13 protein-coding genes are annotated in these 17760 nt (G+C 59.0%); 10 read left to right on the top strand and 3 right to left on the bottom strand.

The genetic code is table 11. The features are described from left to right. Nucleotides 1-34 precede the first annotated feature (34 nt). The 5 genes from RDA78_RS26145 (at nucleotide 35) to RDA78_RS26125 (ending at nucleotide 5079) form a co-directional block, all read left to right on the top strand. Complete coding sequence (locus RDA78_RS26145) at nucleotides 35-1096, top strand: ABC transporter permease (RefSeq protein ID WP_434052679.1); 1062 nt, start codon at nucleotides 35-37, stop codon at nucleotides 1094-1096. Next, nucleotides 1096-2025, top strand: a complete 930-nt coding sequence (locus tag RDA78_RS26140) for an ABC transporter permease (protein WP_434052678.1) — start codon at nucleotides 1096-1098, stop codon at nucleotides 2023-2025. Before RDA78_RS26145 ends, RDA78_RS26140 begins: the two co-directional genes overlap by 1 nt. Nucleotides 2026-2042: 17 nt before the next feature. Then, nucleotides 2043-2942 carry an ABC transporter ATP-binding protein gene (locus RDA78_RS26135; protein ID WP_434052677.1) on the top strand — a complete coding sequence of 300 codons (900 nt, stop codon included), beginning with the start codon at nucleotides 2043-2045 and terminating at the stop codon, nucleotides 2940-2942. Next, a complete protein-coding gene (locus tag RDA78_RS26130; protein ID WP_434052676.1) occupies nucleotides 2939-3715 on the top strand; it encodes an ABC transporter ATP-binding protein in 777 nt (258 codons plus the stop codon). The genes RDA78_RS26135 and RDA78_RS26130 overlap by 4 nt, the downstream gene beginning before the upstream one ends. 122 nt (nucleotides 3716-3837) lie before the next feature. Continuing rightward, nucleotides 3838-5079: a bifunctional alpha/beta hydrolase/OsmC family protein gene (locus RDA78_RS26125; protein WP_434052675.1), complete on the top strand. Its 1242-nt coding sequence runs from the start codon at nucleotides 3838-3840 to the stop codon at nucleotides 5077-5079. A gap of 27 nt (nucleotides 5080-5106) precedes the next feature. Here the strand turns inward: RDA78_RS26125 and RDA78_RS26120 are convergent, their stop codons facing one another. Both RDA78_RS26120 and RDA78_RS26115 read right to left on the bottom strand, forming a co-directional pair. After that, nucleotides 5107-6186: a DUF2336 domain-containing protein gene (locus tag RDA78_RS26120; protein ID WP_434052674.1), complete on the bottom strand. Its 1080-nt coding sequence runs from the start codon at nucleotides 6184-6186 to the stop codon at nucleotides 5107-5109. 291 nt (nucleotides 6187-6477) lie between these two features. Further along, the gene (locus RDA78_RS26115) at nucleotides 6478-7476 is read right to left on the bottom strand and encodes a DUF2336 domain-containing protein (RefSeq protein ID WP_434052673.1); all 999 of its coding nucleotides are present in this window, start codon (nucleotides 7474-7476) and stop codon (nucleotides 6478-6480) included. A gap of 129 nt (nucleotides 7477-7605) precedes the next feature. Here RDA78_RS26115 and RDA78_RS26110 point away from each other — a divergent pair, with 129 nt between their 5' ends. The 5 genes from RDA78_RS26110 (at nucleotide 7606) to RDA78_RS26090 (ending at nucleotide 15332) form a co-directional block, all read left to right on the top strand. Beyond that, entirely contained in the window at nucleotides 7606-8265 is a 660-nt protein-coding gene (locus RDA78_RS26110; RefSeq protein ID WP_434052672.1) for a glutathione S-transferase, read from the top strand. Nucleotides 8266-8514: 249 nt separating this feature from the next. Next, nucleotides 8515-10056 carry a Do family serine endopeptidase gene (locus RDA78_RS26105; RefSeq protein ID WP_434052671.1) on the top strand — a complete coding sequence of 514 codons (1542 nt, stop codon included), beginning with the start codon at nucleotides 8515-8517 and terminating at the stop codon, nucleotides 10054-10056. A 189-nt stretch (nucleotides 10057-10245) separates the two neighbouring features. After that, a complete protein-coding gene (locus tag RDA78_RS26100; protein ID WP_434052670.1) occupies nucleotides 10246-10932 on the top strand; it encodes a response regulator transcription factor in 687 nt (228 codons plus the stop codon). Continuing rightward, nucleotides 10916-12373, top strand: coding sequence for a sensor histidine kinase (locus RDA78_RS26095; protein ID WP_434052669.1), 1458 nt, complete (start codon nucleotides 10916-10918; stop codon nucleotides 12371-12373). The genes RDA78_RS26100 and RDA78_RS26095 overlap by 17 nt, the downstream gene beginning before the upstream one ends. Continuing rightward, nucleotides 12327-15332, top strand: coding sequence for a bifunctional [glutamine synthetase] adenylyltransferase/[glutamine synthetase]-adenylyl-L-tyrosine phosphorylase (locus RDA78_RS26090; RefSeq protein ID WP_434052668.1), 3006 nt, complete (start codon nucleotides 12327-12329; stop codon nucleotides 15330-15332). Before RDA78_RS26095 ends, RDA78_RS26090 begins: the two co-directional genes overlap by 47 nt. 33 nt (nucleotides 15333-15365) lie before the next feature. Here the strand turns inward: RDA78_RS26090 and RDA78_RS26085 are convergent, their stop codons facing one another. Continuing rightward, nucleotides 15366-17732, bottom strand: a complete 2367-nt coding sequence (locus tag RDA78_RS26085) for a PAS domain-containing sensor histidine kinase (protein WP_434052667.1) — start codon at nucleotides 17730-17732, stop codon at nucleotides 15366-15368. Nucleotides 17733-17760 lie beyond the last annotated feature (28 nt).

Here is a 17760-nt window from a genome sequence, read left to right as displayed (position 1 = left end):
GGACAAGCAGGAACAACCGGGGGTTTCGTTCGCAATGAGCGACAGTTCCGCAATGCAGCGCTCCACGGTGGATTTCAAGCCGTATCTGGGCGTGGCGAAAAAGATCGGCGGCGGCATCTTCATGCTGCTCCTGACCTTTATCGGTCTGACCGCAATCACCTTCATCATTGGCCGGATCATGCCCAACGACCCCGTTGTCGCCATCGTCGGCGATCGGGCCTCGAAGGAGGTCTATGATGCGATGTATCTGCAGCTCGGCCTCGACAAGCCGATCTGGCAGCAATACCTGATCTTCCTGGGTGACATCCTGCGCGGCGACTTCGGAAGTTCGGTCATGACCGGGCAGCCGGTGATCGAGGACATCAAGCGTTTCTTCCCCGCGACGCTGGAACTGGCCACCATCGCCACTGTGGCCGGGGTCATCATAGGGGTTCCGGCCGGCGTGCTCGCCGCCGTTCGTCAGGGAACCCTGATCGATCACGTTGTCCGCATTGTCGGACTGCTCGGACATTCCATCCCGATATTCTGGCTCGGCATGGTCGCTCTGCTGATTTTCTACGCAAAGCTGGACTGGGTCGCGGGACCTGGACGGATCGATTTCTTCTACGACGGCATCGTTGATCCCGTTACGGGCGTCATTATGATCGATGCCGCGATTGCCGGTGAATGGGACGTTTTTCACAACGCCCTGTCGCACGTGATCCTGCCGGCCTCCATGCTCGCCATTTATTCTCTTGCCTATATCGCCCGCATGACGCGCTCCTTCATGCTGGATCAGCTCAATCAGGAATATGTTCTGACCGCCCGTGTGAAGGGACTGCGCGAGGGAACCGTCATCTGGTATCACGCGTTCCGAAACGTGCTCGTTCAGCTGATCACGATTATCGGGCTGACCTATGCCAGTCTTCTGGAAGGGTCCGTGCTGACCGAAACTGTCTTTGCATGGCCCGGCATCGGCCAGTACATCACGAACTCCCTGTTCAACGCCGACATGAACGCCGTCATCGGCGGGACACTGGTCGTTGGAATCTCGTTCGTCTTCATCAACATGCTGTCCGATATGCTCTACCGGATCGTCGACCCGAGGGCGAAATGATGTCGGAAACAGCTCTTGATCAGAAATCCGGTTCGACGTCCTGGCTGCTGGCCGACTCGCCGAAAAACGCCTTCCAGGCAAAGTGCCAGCGCGCCTACATCGGCTGGATGTCGTTCCGATCCAATCCGATCGCCATGCTCGGGCTGGCCATCGTGCTCTTCCTGTGCCTCGTTGCCCTGTTCGCGCCACTGATTGCGGGCGGGGACGGCACCACGCAGGATCTTGCCAACCGGCTGGCTCCGCCAAGCGCGGAACACTGGTTCGGAACGGACGAACTCGGCAGGGACATCTTCGCCCGCATTGTCTGGGGCTCGCGTGTCACGCTCTACATCATCTTCCTCGTCTCCATCATCGTGATGCCCATCGGGCTGATCATCGGGACAACCGCCGGGCTCCTGGGCGGGGTGGTCGACGCGACACTGATGCGCATCACCGACATTTTCCTCGCGTTTCCGCGGCTCATCCTGGCGCTGGCATTCGTTGCTGTCCTCGGGCCGGGCCTGGAAAACGCGGTTCTCGCGATCGCCCTGACAACGTGGTCGCCCTACGCAAGACTTGCCCGTGCCGAAACGCTGACCCTTCGCAACAGCGAGTACATCATGGCGGCCCAGATCATGGGGGCGTCCCGGATCAGGGTTTTGTTCGCGCACATCATGCCCATGTGCCTGTCATCGACAATCGTGCGGCTGACCCTGGATATGGCCGGCATCATTCTGACGGCCGCCGGGCTGGGTTTTCTGGGGTTGGGAGCACAGCCGCCGCTTGCCGAGTGGGGGGCCATGATCGCTTCCGGGCGCGACTATCTGCTCGACCAGTGGTGGGTTCCGACGATCCCCGGCATCGCCATTCTCGTCGTCTCGCTGGGCTTCAATCTCCTGGGTGACGGCCTTCGCGACGTGCTCGATCCGCGCAGTTCGGGAGGGCATTGACGGTGAATGAGATGAAGATGACCGGGTTTCAGCCAGATGATCCGAACGAGCCACCGCTGATTTCCGTACGTGATCTCCACGTCCGGTTTTCAACGCCAAAGGGTTCAGTCCATGCGGTGCGCGGCGTCAGTTTCGATCTCGGGCGCGAGCGGCTCGGGATCGTCGGTGAATCCGGCTCGGGCAAATCGCAGACCGGCCGCGCGCTCCTGCGCCTGACAGCCGGAAACGGGACCATCGACGCAAGCCGTATGATGTTCGGCGGCAAGGACCTGATGAAGGCCGGCGCGAAAACCATGCGCAGCATTCGCGGGTCGCAGATCTCGATGATCATGCAAGACCCGAAATATTCACTGAACCCGGTTCTGACGGTCGGTACACAGATCGCCGAATCGTGTCGCCGTCACGAGAACGTTTCCCGCCCGGAAGCCAGGAAAAGGGCGCTTGCCATGCTTGAGACGGTTCGCATCCGCGAACCGGAGAAAGTCTATGCGCTCTATCCGCACCAGGTCTCCGGGGGCATGGGCCAGCGCATCATGATCGCGATGATGCTGATTACCAATCCCAAGGTGATGATCGCGGATGAGCCGACGTCGGCGCTGGACGTGACCGTTCAGATGCAGGTGCTGTCTTTGCTCGATGACATGGTGCGCGAGCGGGGCATGGGGCTGGTGCTGATCAGCCACGATCTCAATCTTGTCTCCAGTTTCTGCGATCGCGTACTCGTGATGTATGGCGGCCGCATCATGGAGACGCTCGATGCCAAGCATCTGGATCGCGCGCAGCACCCTTACACGAAAGGCCTGTTGAACTGCCTGCCGCGTCTTGATGGAAAACACGATGATCTGCCGGTCCTGAAACGTGATCCGGCCTGGCTGGACGAGACGCAAGACATCGCCGGGGAGGCGGGCGGACGATGATCGACATAGAGAACCTCGGCATTGTCTTCGGCTCCGGAAAATCCCAGATCACCGCAGTCAGGAACGTCAACCTGACCGTCGCCGAGGGTGAGAGCTACGGCATCGTGGGTGAATCGGGGTCCGGAAAGTCGACCGTCTTGCGCGCCATGGTCGGGATCTATTCCCACTGGACGGGCACCATCAGGATCGCCGGCGAACCGCTTAAGGCGAAAAGGTCCGTGTCGTCGCGCAAACACATGCAGATGGTGTTTCAGGATCCCTACGGCTCTCTTCATCCGCGCAGGACCGTCGACGATACCCTGAGCGAACCGCTGATCATCCATGGGCTGAAAAACCGTGAAGACCGCGTTCTGAAAATCCTGAAGGAAGTCGGCCTCGGGCCGGAGTTCCGGTTTCGCTACCCGCACCAGCTTTCAGGTGGCCAGCGTCAGCGCGTGGCCATCGCCCGTGCCCTGATCCTCGAACCCCGGGTGATCTTGCTGGATGAACCGACCAGCGCACTGGATGTGTCGGTGCAGGCCGAAATTCTCAATCTGCTGTCAGCGCTGCGCAAGACCCATGGCCTGACCTACATCATGGTGAGCCACGACCTGGCGGTCGTCGGCCACCTGTGCAGCAGGATTGCCGTCATGAACCGGGGCGAAGTTGTCGAGGAAATGAGCGAAGAGCAGATGCGCTCCGGGAATGTCCGGCACGACTACACGCGCCAACTCTGGACTGCGTCACAGGGTTACGACCGCGCCGCGCTTGAAACGTTCAGGGAATTTGCCTGAGCCGTCACGCCGCCGTCCGCTCAAGGCGCCGAGGGTCTTCACAGGGTTCGCACCAAGCCGTGACTTGCATGACAAGGGTTCGTGCTTACGTCAGGCGCGTTGAAACGCTGGAGGGTTGAACAATGGCAAACAGACCGCTTCGACTGGAATTTGACGGTGCGCATGGCGCAAAACTGGCGGCACGGCTTGATCTCCCGGCCGGGAAGATCCGGGCGTTCGCGCTTTTCGCCCATTGTTTCACCTGTTCGAAGGACATCCCCGCCGCGCGGCACATCGCTGGCGCGCTCAGCGCCGAGGGCATTGCCGTTTTGCGGTTCGATTTCACGGGTCTGGGCGGCAGCGGCGGCGATTTTTCGTCGACGGGCTTTTCCTCCAACGTCGATGATCTCAAACTCGCCGCAGATTTTCTGCGGACAAACTACGAGGCACCACAGCTGCTGATCGGTCACTCGCTGGGGGGCGCGGCGGTCTTGTCTGTCGCGGCGGATATTCCCGAAGTCCGGGCGGTCGTGACCATCGGTGCGCCGTCGGATGCCGATCACGTCATCCATAACTTCAAGGGGTCCGTGGACGAGATCCGCGAAAAGGGATCGGGGAGCGTTGATCTCGCCGGGCGCTCGTTCACGATCCGGAAGGAGTTTCTGGACGACCTTGAAGCGCAGACCGTAAAGGACAGAACGGCAAAGCTGGGCAAGGCGCTCCTGGTCATGCACGCACCGCTGGACGACACGGTCGGTATCGACAATGCCACCGACATCTTTGTCGCGGCAAAACATCCGAAGAGTTTTGTGTCGCTCGACAGAGCGGATCACCTTTTGACCCGAAGCGAAGATGCCGCTTATGCAGCAAGGGTGATTGCAGGCTGGGCCAGCGGATATCTGGACAAGGAAGACACCACACAAGCGGACGAGACCGCGAAAGTGGGTGTCGATGTCGTTGAAACCGGCCAGGGCAAGTTCCAGGCAATGGTTGCCGCCGGAAAGCACCGCATGATCGCGGACGAGCCTGAAAGCTATGGCGGTTTCGACAGCGGACCGTCACCCTATGACTTTCTTTCGACGGCGCTGGGTGCCTGCACCGTGATGACGCTGCGCATGTACGCGGATCGCAAGGGACTGAAGGTTGATCGGATTGGCACGCAGGTTCTTCACAACAAGGTGCATGCGGCCGATTGCGCGGATTGTTCAGAGGAACTCAAGGAAAAGGGCGGCAAGATCGACCGTTTCGAGCGCGTGATCACCATTGACGGGGAACTGGACGAAGCGACCCGCGAGCGGATGCTCGAGATTGCCGACAAGTGCCCGGTTCACCGGACACTGGAGCACGGCGCAGCCGTCGTCACACGCGAAGCCGTCGCAGAGTAGGGATATTGGTGAGGAGAGGCAGCCTGATCAGGCTGCCTGTTCTTCCAGTGTGCTCAGCCGCACCTTCATGAACGACAGCAAGCGCCTCGCATCCTTGTCCGTCAATTCCTGGTAGTCGTTGATCCAGTTCTGCACGGTCGTTTGCGGCTGCTTGTTGTTTGCTGCACGCGCGCGGCATAGCGCAACATAGCCGTTCTTGTCGACGCCGAGCGCCTTGCACAGAACCGCCACGCCGGTCGCATCGTAGCGAACCATCACGTTGGTAACGTATTTCTGGTCCAGGCCTGCCAGTTCCGCAAGCAGGAAGCAGATATCGAACAGGTTGTTCGACAGCGCCATCTGCGTCAGCGCCTGACCAATGGTTCCGCGGCCTTCGCGGATGTCTTTCAAGGCAACCTTCGCATCGATCCGGGTTTTCTTGCGCTCCAGCTTTGTGCTGGCGACAACCTTGCTGGCCTCGTGGAAAAGAGTGCGCACGAGTTCTTCGTTCTCTGCGCGCATCTTCCTGATCTTGCTCTGCTGCTGCGATGGCATCTGCGAGATCAGCTTTTCGTAGTCGTCCTCCGAGACATCCGAGCGTTCGATCATCGCATCACGGATCTTTTCGTCGCGCTCGGCCAGCTTCACAAGAAGGCGTCCGCCCCAGTCTGACAGCTCCGCACCGGAGTTTGCCGCAACCGACTGCTTGACCGGGCTTTCGCCGCGTTCCAGCAGCACGTCGGTGACCTTCGCTTCCAGATGGTCGCGTTTGGAGATGGCGAGAAGGTGACCCTGGCCCATCGTTTTCGCAAGCCGAAGGATATCGTCGGACTTGAGCGCCTTGGACGTCGTCAGCATCGGTCGTGCAATCTCGATCTCGTCGCTGGCCAGTTCGTAGGCGACAGTATGCGACGTTGAATCGACCGGAGCCAACCGTTCGGAAACAGTCTGCTTCTGCTCCGCTTCCATCGACGGCAGCATGCGTTCAAGCACGGCGTTGAAGAGTGAGATTTCTTCGGTCTGATAACTGTTCGCACCGGTTACAAACAGGTCAGTGACATGTTCAACCAGCTTGTGGCGTTTCTCAGGAGAACTGTCCTGCGCTTGGTTGAGAAGATCATTGAGCATGTCGGATCCATCCATTCGTTTGGATCGGAGAATACCCTAGAGACAGTTTACAAGTGTCTAAAGAGTGGAAGGAAATTTGCGCAAGTCGATGGTGCTGCTCGGCAGAAATACCAATGAAGTTCCATGCAGGAGTGGCGATCTTCGTTCTCGGGGTAGGGTCAGGTCAGGATGAAACGGCTCAACTGACACGCAATTGCACCGACGGGGATGGCAACCACCACCGTGTCAGACCTGTTTGAAATGATGATCTGGTTAAGAGCTAGGCTCGGCCTTCAAGACGCAGGACAGTCGTCACGCAGCCTGATGCGTTGCCTGGCTTTCCAGTTTGGCTTTCATTACCGCGAGCAGACGCCGGGCATCGGTTTCGTCGAGCATGTGATAGTTGGTCAGCCACTTGCTGCCCGTGCTCTCCGGAAACTTCAGATGCTTGCAGCGCTCCTTGCAGATTGCCTGGAACTCGCGTGCACCTATGCCACAGGCGCGGCACACGCTTGCAATACCCGTGGCGTCGAAACGAACCATGAGGTTATGGACATATTTCATTTCGAGGCTGGAAAAGACCGACAGCAAGCCAACGATGTCCAATAGATTGTGTTCAATGCACAGCTGGTAGACGGCCTTGTTTAGGTCGGTCTTGCCGAGCCGGATTCCGGCGAGCCATGCCTTCGGACTGATTTTCGACGCCTTTTTCTCAAGTTGAGAACCCGAAGCGATTTCTCCGTCTTCCCGGAACAGATCTTCGATGAGCTCTTCGTTTGACTTGCGCAGATGCCGCATCCGGTCGCCCAGTTGTTTCGGGATATCCTTGACCAGATCCTCGAAGACCGGCAATTCAAGCTCTGCCCCTAGGTTGGAGGCAATGGCCTGTTTGACTTCCTTGCCGCCGCGCTTGATGAGCTGCTGGGTGACTTTCTTGCTGATATGGTCCCGCTTGGCCATGGCGAGCAGGTGACCCTGGTCTCTGACCTCGGCGATTTCCAGCAGCATGTCGTCCGTGATTGATGCCGACCGTTCCAGCATCGCGTGAGCGATCTGAATTTCGTCCTTGGCTATCGCACCGGCCAGCGTCGCGGACGTGGTTTTCACATCCGCAAGTGTCTCGGACATTTTCTGGCGGACTTCAGGTGCCAGGGAATCGTAGACCCCCTCCAGCATGTTGTTGAGGAGGTCGGTTTCCTTGGTCCTGTTTTCTTCAGATCGCGACGAGAGCAGACCTGTCACGTGCTCTGCGAGCTCGTTTTTCTTCTCCGAAGAACTGTCCTTGGCCAGTTGAAGCAGCGAGTCAGTCATGTTGTTACCCTATGAAGATGAGTATCATCACATATTCTTTACATCTCGTGAAAAACGGCGTTCGAGTTGGAGCAAATGCAATCCCTGGGTGCAGTTGACCTTGAGCCGGGCATACGGCATGTCAGGGGCATGAGTGATCTTCCGGTTCTTTATTCCTTCCGGCGCTGCCCTTATGCCATTCGCGCAAGGCTGGCGATTTCCTCCAGCGGCCGGCCGGTCGAACTGCGCGAGATCGTTTTGCGTGACAAGGCTCCCGAGTTTCTTGAAACCTCGCCCTCGGCCACGGTGCCGTGCCTCAAGACGGACGAAGAAATCATCGATGAGAGCTGGGAGATCATGCTGTGGGCGCTGCAGTTCTCGGATCCTGAAAACTGGCTTCAGCCGGAGCACGGAACAATGGCGGAGATGCGGGAGCTGGTTCTTCAATGCGACGGTCCGTTCAAGTCCCATCTCGACCGCTACAAGTATGATGTTCGCTATGACGACGCGGACCGCGAGGAAGAGCGCTCGCTCGCCGCGGTCTTTCTCGCCGACCTTGATACAAGGCTGAAACAGGGACAGTGGCTCTTTGGCCGCTCCGCTTCGTTGGCAGACTATGCGGTTTTGCCGTTTGTCCGGCAATTCGCGAATGCAGACCGTACGTGGTTCGATGCGCAGGACTGGCAGCGGCTGCGGACCTGGCTGGAAACTTTCGAATCGTCCGACGTGTTTCAGTCCGTCATGCCCAAATGGACAAAATGGGCTTCAGGCGACACGCCGGTCAGGTTTCCGGCTGAAAAGACGTCTTGAATTCCAGATTGGGTTTCTCGACCGGGAACACCGTGCAGATGAGACCTGTCACCGGAAATGAATGAAAACAAGAGCTTATCCTGGTAATCTGAATCTCGATCTCAGTAATCCGGCAATGTTACGAATTTGTAATTCCCCCGACAGGCAACGGTAAGGCACGACTACCTACTTTCTTCCTTGAGCCAAGAACGCAGGTCCCCATGCGCTCTGAATTGGCCTCCAATAGTTTTGTCGACAGAGGAAGAAAATATGCAAAATCGTGGGTCAGTCTCTCCCTTGCGTTCGCGCCGTGCCAAATTGCTGGCAGGTGTTGTTGCGCTGGGCGCCGCCGGTGCGTTGACCGCGCAGACGCTTGTTCCGAGCCAGTTGGCTCAGGCCGAACCCGTTCGGGTCGATGCAGCGGCACCCGTAGACTTTTCGGATGTCGTGCGCACGGTGAGCCCTGCTGTGGTGAGTGTTCGCGTCAAGCAGGCCGCTGAGCCGCGCATGATGAATTTCAACGGCGGCAACGGCGGCAATGGTTTCGAAGAGTTCTTCAAGGGTATGCCTGAAGGCCATCCGTTTGAACGCTTCTTCCGCGACTTCGGTGGCCGGGGTGGCGAAGAAGGCCGCAACGAGCGCCGTTCGCCGCGCCAGTATGGCATGTCACAGGGGTCCGGTTTCTTCATCTCCAAGGACGGATTTGTCGTCACGAACCACCATGTGATCGACCGTGGCACCGAGTTTACCGTGATCGACAAGAACGGTGACGAATACAACGCGACCCTCATCGGTTCCGACAAGCGCACGGATCTGGCGCTGCTCAAGGTCGAAAGTGGAAACGAGTTCACCTACGTGGACTTCGCGGACGAAGCGCCGAATGTCGGTGAATGGACAGTCGCGATCGGGAATCCGTTCGGACTTGGCGGCTCTGTCACCGCAGGGATCGTGTCTGCTCGTGGCCGCGACATCGGTGCGGGTCCGTACGACGACTTCATCCAGATCGATGCGCCCGTCAACCGGGGTAACTCCGGTGGCCCTGCGTTCAACATGAACGGTGAAGTAATCGGTGTGAATGCGGCGATCTTCTCGCCGTCCGGTGGCAATGTCGGCATTGCGTTCGCAATCCCGGCTTCGACCGCGCAAGATGTCATCATGGAGCTCAAGAACGACGGCACCGTTGTTCGTGGCTGGCTCGGCGTTCAAATCCAGAACGTGACAGATGACATCGCGGAAAGCCTTGGCCTCAAAGAGGCCCGCGGCGCCATCGTCGCGGAAGCGCAGGAAAACAGCCCGGCTGAGAAGGCTGGCCTGCGCTCAGGCGACACCATTCTCGCCGTTGACGGCACCAAGGTGGACGGCCCGCGTGATCTTTCCAAGATCGTTGCGGCTTATGAGCCCGACACCGAGGTCAAGGTCACGATCTGGCGCGATGACAAGGAGCAGCACATCACTGTGACCCTCGGACGTCTTCAGGACCAGGAAAAGGTTGCCGAAGCTGCCGAGCCTCAGGTCGAAGACACCAAGACCAGCCTGGATGATCTCGGCCTGGTCGTGACGACCAAGGCGGAAGCCGGTCTGGAAGGTGAGGGTGTCGTCATCGCGGAAATCGATCCGGACGGACCGGCCGCGGACAAGCGTCTTTCGACAGGTGACGTGATCCTCGAAGTCGCAGGCATGGAGGTCAACTCGGCCGACGATGTCCTCAAGGCGCTCGACAAGGCGGAGAACGACGGCCGCAAAGCTGTTCTCTTCCGGATCGAGACCAACGACACAACCCGGTTCGTGGCTCTGCCCATGAACCTGGCCTGATCAGGAACCGGTTCGTCTTGGAACCGGAGCCTGACTGGCGGGACCGGCTTGCCCTCTGCCCCCAACCCCGACGGGCCGGTCTTCGCCATGGGTTTCGCCCGTAAACCCAACCGGACTGGCGGCGGCGCCTCACATCCATTGCCGCCGCCAGCCATTCCATTTCGAGCTAACTCAAGGTAAAAGGGTTTCATGTTGCGGATTCTTGTTATCGAAGATGATCCAGAGGCGGCGAGCTATCTCGTCAAGGGATTGAGTGAACTCGGGCATACGGCCGATCATGCTGCCGACGGACAGAGCGGTCTCGATATGGCCCTGCACAGCAGCTACGACATTCTCATTGTCGATCGCATGTTGCCGAAGCTCGACGGACTTTCGATAATCCAGGAACTGCGGCAGGAGGACAATCACACACCCGTGCTGATCCTCTCGGCGCTCGGCCAGGTCGATGACCGGGTCAAGGGTTTGAAAGCGGGGGGCGACGATTACCTTCCGAAGCCCTACGCATTTACCGAATTGCAGGCGCGCGTCGAGGCGCTCGCACGCAGGCCGAAGTCTTCCAGCCAGGTTGAAACCACCTACACGGTCGGGGATCTGACACTGGACCGCATGGCGCATTCCTGCCGGCGCGGTGAGACAGAGATACCGCTCCAACCGCGTGAGTTCCGCCTGCTGGAATACCTGATGCAGCACGCCGGCCAGGTCGTCACACGAACGATGCTTCTGGAAAATGTCTGGGAGTATCATTTCGATCCGCAGACCAACGTCATCGATGTGCACATCTCGCGCCTTCGCGGAAAGATTGACAAGGGCTTCGAAACGCCGCTTCTTCATACCATCCGCGGAGCCGGGTACACCATCCGTGACGCGGCTCACTAGATTTATCCGCACGACAGCGTTCAAGCTGTCCCTGCTATACATTGCTGTTTTCACAGTCATGTCGGGCGTGCTTGTGGTCTATGTTTCCGAGAGCACCGACAATCTGATGTCCGAACAGGTCGTCCAGGCCGTGGATGCGGAACTCAAGGGACTTTCGGATGTCTATGTGCGCGGTGGAATTCGTGATCTGGTCGAAACCATTGACGATCGCACGCAGCACCCCGATGCCAGTCTTTATCTTTTGATGGATTTTGCAGGAAATGCCCTTGTCGGCAATATTGCGCGGCTTCCGACTGTGGTTCTGGAAGAAGCGGATGGCGGCTTGCGCCGCGTTCGCTATACGCTGCTGGGGCAGGGGACGGAAGACGTCGAGCGCCAGGCAATGGTGCGCACGTTCGAACTGCGGGGCGGGTTTCGGCTTCTCGTGGGCCGGGATCTCGGCGATCAGCTCAGGTTTTCCAACCTGCTCGCAAACGCTCTGCGCCTTTGGCTGGTCGTCGTTGTGGTCATGGCCGCGATCACGTGGTTCTTCGTCAGCCGGCGTGTGATGAAGCGGATCGACGATATTTCTGCCTCCAGCCGGATGATCATGGACGGCGATCTCACCGAGCGTCTGTCGCTTGCCGGAACGAACGACGAGTTCGACCGCCTGGCCGTCAATCTCAATGACATGCTGGACCGCATCGAGTTGCTGATGCAGTCGATGAAAGACGTGACGGACAATATCGCCCACGATCTGAAAACGCCGCTCACCCGGCTTCAGACGCGTGTTGAAACGGCGCTGCGGGACGCCAAGGGTGAAGCCGGCTATCGAAATGCGCTTGAAAGCACGCTTCATGAAACGGATCATCTGTTGAGGATTTTCAACGCGCTTCTGCGAATTGCGCGCGTCGAATCGATGGCACCGGGCTCGGTGATGGAACCAACTGACTTGAACCGGCTTGTTGCCGAAATCGCCGAGCTCTATGAGCCGTTGATTGAAGATGAAGGCGGCCGTCTGGAAATCGGTATCTCGGACAACCTCCAGGCTGTCTGCAACAGGGATCTCATCAGTCAGGTCCTGGTCAATCTGATCGAAAACGCCCTGAAATACGGCCGTCCGGAAGACGGAGCGCTTGAGCTTCGTTTGTCAGGCGCGGAGGAGGATGGCCGCGTGATGCTGTCGGTCTCGGACAACGGTCCCGGAATACCGGAAAAGGATCACGACCGGGTCATGGATCGCTTTGTCCGGCTCGAAGAAAGCCGGTCGGAACCTGGAACCGGCTTGGGATTGAGCCTTGTCAAGGCGGTTGCCCGCTTGCATGGCGGAGACTTGCGCTTCAAAAATGAGCACCCGGGACTGTGCGCCCGCATAGATTTGACGCCGGTTTCGCATGAAAGTGTCAGGAGCGGGGATGGAGAAGAAAGATCCAGTCGGACCGAACAGCCACGCGGCGGATGATGCTGCGAAAGGAGCTCTGATAGATCGGATCGGGATCGTTCCGGAAGCTCCCGATGCCGCGCGCGCCGCGCTCTTCGTTGATGATCTGCTCAATCACGAGGAGATGGGTGCCACCTTTCGCACCTGTTTTCAGGAAACGCCGCAGTTCGCGGGGTTTCTGACCGGCATTTTGGGAAATTCGCCTTACCTTCGCGATCTTGTTCTTTCCGACCCGGCAAGAGCGCTCGCCATCTTGCAAGAAGCACCGGAAAAGCGCATTCGGCGACTGCTGCAAGATGCATTTGAGGCAACGGCGGAAGATGAAGCCTCGATCATGCGGGAACTCCGCGGTCTCAAGCAGGATCTTGCCCTGACTCTGGGGCTCGCAGACATTGGCGGCGCGATTGAACTGAACCAGGTTACACGGGCGCTGGCCGGATTTGCAGATTCGGCGCTCAACGCAGGGCTGCGGTTTTGCCTGAACGACCTGGCGCGCCGGGGCAAGTTCTCACCGTTCGATTCGGAAAAGCCGGAAGTCGGCAGCGGTCTGATCGTCCTGGCGATGGGAAAACACGGCGCCAACGAACTCAACTATTCTTCCGATATCGATCTTATCGTTCTTTACGACCCGGAAAAGGCGCCCGTGACCGGCAGTGCGGAGGCGCCGGTCGAATTTGTGCGGCTGACACGCCGCCTGGTCAAGATCATGCAGGACAGAACCGAGGACGGCTATGTCTTCCGCACGGATCTGCGCTTGCGGCCGGACCCCGGCGCCACGCCTCTGGCCATGTCCGTTCCTGCCGCACTGGTCTACTACGAATCGCTGGGGCAGAACTGGGAGCGCGCGGCGCTGATCAAGGCGCGGGCCTGTGCCGGTGACATCCCCGCCGGTGAATCCTTCCTTGATGAAATCGTGCCGTTCATCTGGCGGAAGTATCTGGACTTTGCGGCCATTGCGGACGTTCAGTCCATCAAGCGTCAGATCCACATGCACAAGGGACACGGTGTCCTCGCGGTTGCCGGGCACAACGTCAAGCTCGGGCGTGGCGGTATCCGGGAGGTCGAGTTCTTCGTGCAGACGCAGCAGCTGATCGCGGGCGGGCGCAACCCGGCCCTTCGGGGCAGACGGACGCTCGACATGCTGAATGCCCTCAGCAATGCCGACTGGATCCGGCTGAAGACCCGCGATGAAATGCGCGACGCCTATGTGTTTCTTCGCAACGTCGAGCACCGGATCCAGATGCTGAACGACGAACAGACCCAGCTTTTGCCCAAGGACGACGATGGCTTGCAGCGCGTGTCTGCACTCATGGGTTTTCAGACCTTCGGCGCGTTCGAAACCGAATTGCTGAACCACATGCGGAAGGTCCAGTTGCATTATTCGGAACTCTTCGAAGAAGAGCCCGGGTTGTCTTCCGAACTGGGCAATCTTGTTTTCACCGGCGATGACAATGATCCCGATACTCTTGAGACACTTGCGCGGCTTGGCTTCAAGAAACCGGACGAGGCCGCAAATATCGTGAAGTCATGGCACTTCGGGCGCTATCCATGCACCCGTTCGACAAAAGCGCGTGAACGGCTGACGGAGATGCATCCCACGCTGATCGGCGCCCTTGCGGCAACGGACAATGCCGATGCCGCTCTGGTGGCCTTCGACAGTTTCCTGTCCAAGCTGCCCGCCGGTGTGCAGCTCTTCTCGCTGCTGCGGTCGAACCCGCAGCTTCTGACACTGCTGGCCACGACGATGGGGACCGCCCCACGTATGGCCGAAACCGTTTCCAAGCGGGTCCATGTGCTGGACGCGGTTCTGGACCCGGCATTTTTCGGCGCAATGCCGAGTGTGCAGGAGTTCAGGGTCGGGCTGGACCAGACCCTGGCGCAGGCACGCTTCTATGAGGAGGCGCTTGATCGCGCACGCATTTTCGCTCAGGAGCAGCAGTTCCTGATCGGCCTCAGACTGCTCTCCGACACGCTGTCGGCGGACCGCGTGGGCTTCGCTCTTGCGCGCCTTGCGGAAGTGGTCGTGGACAGGACCCTTGTTCAGGCGATCCGTCATGTTGCGGAAACACATGGTGTCGTGCCGGGGGGCAACATCGCGGTGCTGGCGATGGGCAAACTCGGAGGCCGGGAAATGACCGCGTCATCGGATCTGGACCTGATCCTGCTCTATGAAGCGCCGGCAGACGTCAAGCAGTCGGATGGACAGCGGCCGCTCGCGATCACGCAATACTATACCCGGCTCACGCAAAGACTGGTCACCGCCCTTTCGGCTCCAACGGCTGAGGGCCTTCTCTACGAGGTCGATTTTCGGCTTCGGCCATCAGGGAATGCAGGGCCGCTTGCAACGAACCTGGACGGGTTCATCTCCTATCAGGAAAAAAGCGCCTGGACCTGGGAACACATGGCCTTGACGCGGGCCCGTGTGATTGCCTCCAGCTCCCCTGAATTTGCTCAAAGGATCGGCGACAGCATTTGTGAAACCCTTAAAAAGCCCCGTGACATTCCAAAGCTCGCTGATGATGTGCGCTCCATGCGCGCCCGCATCGAAAAGGAGAAGGGGACCGCGGATATCTGGGACATGAAGCAGGTCGCAGGCGGTCTCGTCGATATCGAGTTCATCGCCCAGTACCTTCAATTGGCAAATGGATATGAGACGCCCGGCGTTCTGGCTCAAGGAACCGAGGACGCACTGGAACGCCTCCGGGAGACCGGTTTTCTCGCTCAGGCGGATGCGGCCCAGTTGTTGGAAGCGCTCCGGATGTACCAGCGGCTCACGCAGGTTCTGCGGCTTTCGCTCTCTGGTGACTTCAAGCCGAACGAAGCGCCGGGGGGCGTACTCGATCTGCTTGTCCAGGCATCGGGAAGCCCAACGTTCTCAAGGCTTGAGATGGAACTTGCCGATCTTCAGAAAAATGTCCGGAGCCTCTTTGTCAAACTTATCGGAGAGGTGGAAACGGTGGAAACGCAGGGGCAGCCATGACGGAATTGCCCGGTTTTTCGGGGGCTGTCGGTCTCAGGATGCGGCTTCGGGGCGTTCGTCTTCGGCAAGCGGCAGCGTGAAACTGACCGTTGTTCCTTTTTTCACCTCGGAATGAATTGTCAGTTTTCCACCATGCAGCTCGACCAGTGAACGGGCGATGGCGAGCCCAAGACCGGACCCCTGGTGCGTTTTGGTGAACTGGTTCTCGACCTGAACAAAGGGCTGCGCAAGCCGTTCGATATCACGCTCCGAAATGCCGATCCCGGTATCCTTAACCTCGAACCTGAGCTTGTCGCCGCGCGGTTCAGCCTTGAGTGTCACCACGCCGCTGTCCGACGTGAACTTGACGGCGTTCGCCAGAAGGTTCAGCAGGATCTGTTTCAGGGCTCTCTTGTCCGCATGAACCATTAGGTCTTCGCCGACATCCGTACTGACCGAAATGTTCTTTTCGGTGGCGGCACCAGTCACGATCCGGCTCGCGTCTTCGGCGGCAGCAGAAGCGCAGACAATTTCGGTATCGATCGACATCCGCCCGGCTTCGATCTTTGACATGTCGAGAATGTCGTTGATCACGTTAAGAAGATAGGTCCCGGAGGAATAGATGTCCTTGCAGTAGTCGGAATAGCGCTCCGTTCCGATCGGTCCGAACATCTCCTGCGTCATGATGTCGGAGAACCCGATGATCGCATTCAGTGGGGTCCTGAGTTCGTGCGAGATATTCGCAAGGAACTCTGATTTTGCCTGGTTTGCCGCCTCGGCGCGGGTTTTTTCTTCCTGATACTTGTCGGCCATCTCGACGAGCTGGCGTGCCTGGAACTCGAGCGTCTGCCGGGACTTCTGAAGGTCGGAAACAGTGGCCTTCAAGCGCTTCTCCGACTCCATCAGCTTTTCTTCGTGTTTCTTCAGCGCCGTGATGTCCGTCCCGACGGAGACGAACCCGCCGTCCTTGGTCCGGCGTTCCGAAATCTGCAGCCAGCGGCCGTCTTCGAGCTGAGCCTCGTAAGATCCTTCAGGCGCGCCGCCGCGCTGGTTCACCGTGACCGGCTGCGGAGCAACTTCCGCGTTCGAGGCCGCAGCCATCACGTCCCCGTAGGGTGTGCCGGCCTTGATCACGTAGCTTGGCAGGCTGTGCAGTGACTGGTAGTTGGAATTGCAGATGACCAGTTCGTTTTTCGCATTCCACAACACGAAGGCTTCGGAGATGGTCTCGATCGCGTCGCGAAGACGCAGATCCGCCATGCGGCTCTGTTCGGCGAGGCGGTGCTGTTCGGTAATATCGATGCAGATGCCGATCAGGTGAGGTTCAGCGCGTCCTGGCTCGGACTGGATTTCGCCGCGTGCACGCAACCAGATCCAGCTGCCGTCGGCGTGCCGCATCCGGAACGTTTCGTCCACCAGCGTTTCGCCGGTCTCAAGCAGGTGTTCAGCGAGCCCGAGCAGGTCGATATCTTCCGGATGCGTGATGTCCGCGACATCGGCAAAGCTCAGGATATCGTCCTTGGGTTCCCGCCCGAGAAGCTCATAAAGCGATGACGACCAGAACATCCGTCCTCGCGACAGGTCCCAGTCGAACAGTCCGCAACGGCCGTGGGTGAGCGCGGTGTCAATCCGTCCGCGCGTGGCCGCATACATCTCGTCGGCAGTTTCGGCGCGTGTCGCCTGGCTGAAGAATCCGTATATGACTGCAAGCAGGACGAGCGACGTTCCGACAAACAGTGTGACGTTCGCTGAAAGATCGTCCCTCCAGCTGGCAAAGACGGCACTTTCCGGCTGCAGCACTGCGATCATGCCCAGACTGCCGTCGAGATGGTGAACCGTTGCCAGGAAGTTCTCGTTTTCGCCGTCGCTTCCCAGGCTGACCGGAACCGTCAAGACACCGGCACGGGCGCCGAAAACGGTGAGCGGCTGGGATGGGCTCAGCAAGGCCGTGATCGGTTTGCCCTCAAGGGCAGGGAGCGCCGGGGCCGTTGCGGAAATTGTGCCCTGTTTGTTGGCGACAAGGAACACGCGGGACTTGCCGATGGCGCCTGCAGGCAGGCTGTCTGCGAGCGCGCGTTTGAGTGTGGTCCGGAACCCGTTTGCCGGAAGACTGTCTTCAACGGCATTCAATCTGGTTGCGACAACAGACGCCATCAGGCTGAGCGTCGTCTGGGCGGACTTCTCGGTCTCCGTGTGGCTTGTGACAAGCTCTCCGGCGCGAAACAGCGCGAGAACGAGAATGAAAACGATTGCGAGGCCGGGAATGATGCGGCGAATGATGGTGTCGGAAGTAACGATGACATTGCGCAAGGCCGCCAGGGCTGAACTGAGTTGCGGGCGTGTGTTGCCTGAACTCTTCTCAGCGTTCGAATCCTTTTCGTGACCACGCGTGGAAGCGTCGCCAGTCAGTGCTCGCGCCATGGATAGTGTGCCTCAAAAACCGCCGCGT

Source organism: Roseibium sp. (assembly GCF_051016195.1).
Lineage (GTDB): Bacteria > Pseudomonadota > Alphaproteobacteria > Rhizobiales > Stappiaceae > Roseibium.
The sequence above is the reverse complement of the archived record's forward strand: the minus strand, read 5'-3'. Positions and strand labels throughout refer to the sequence as shown.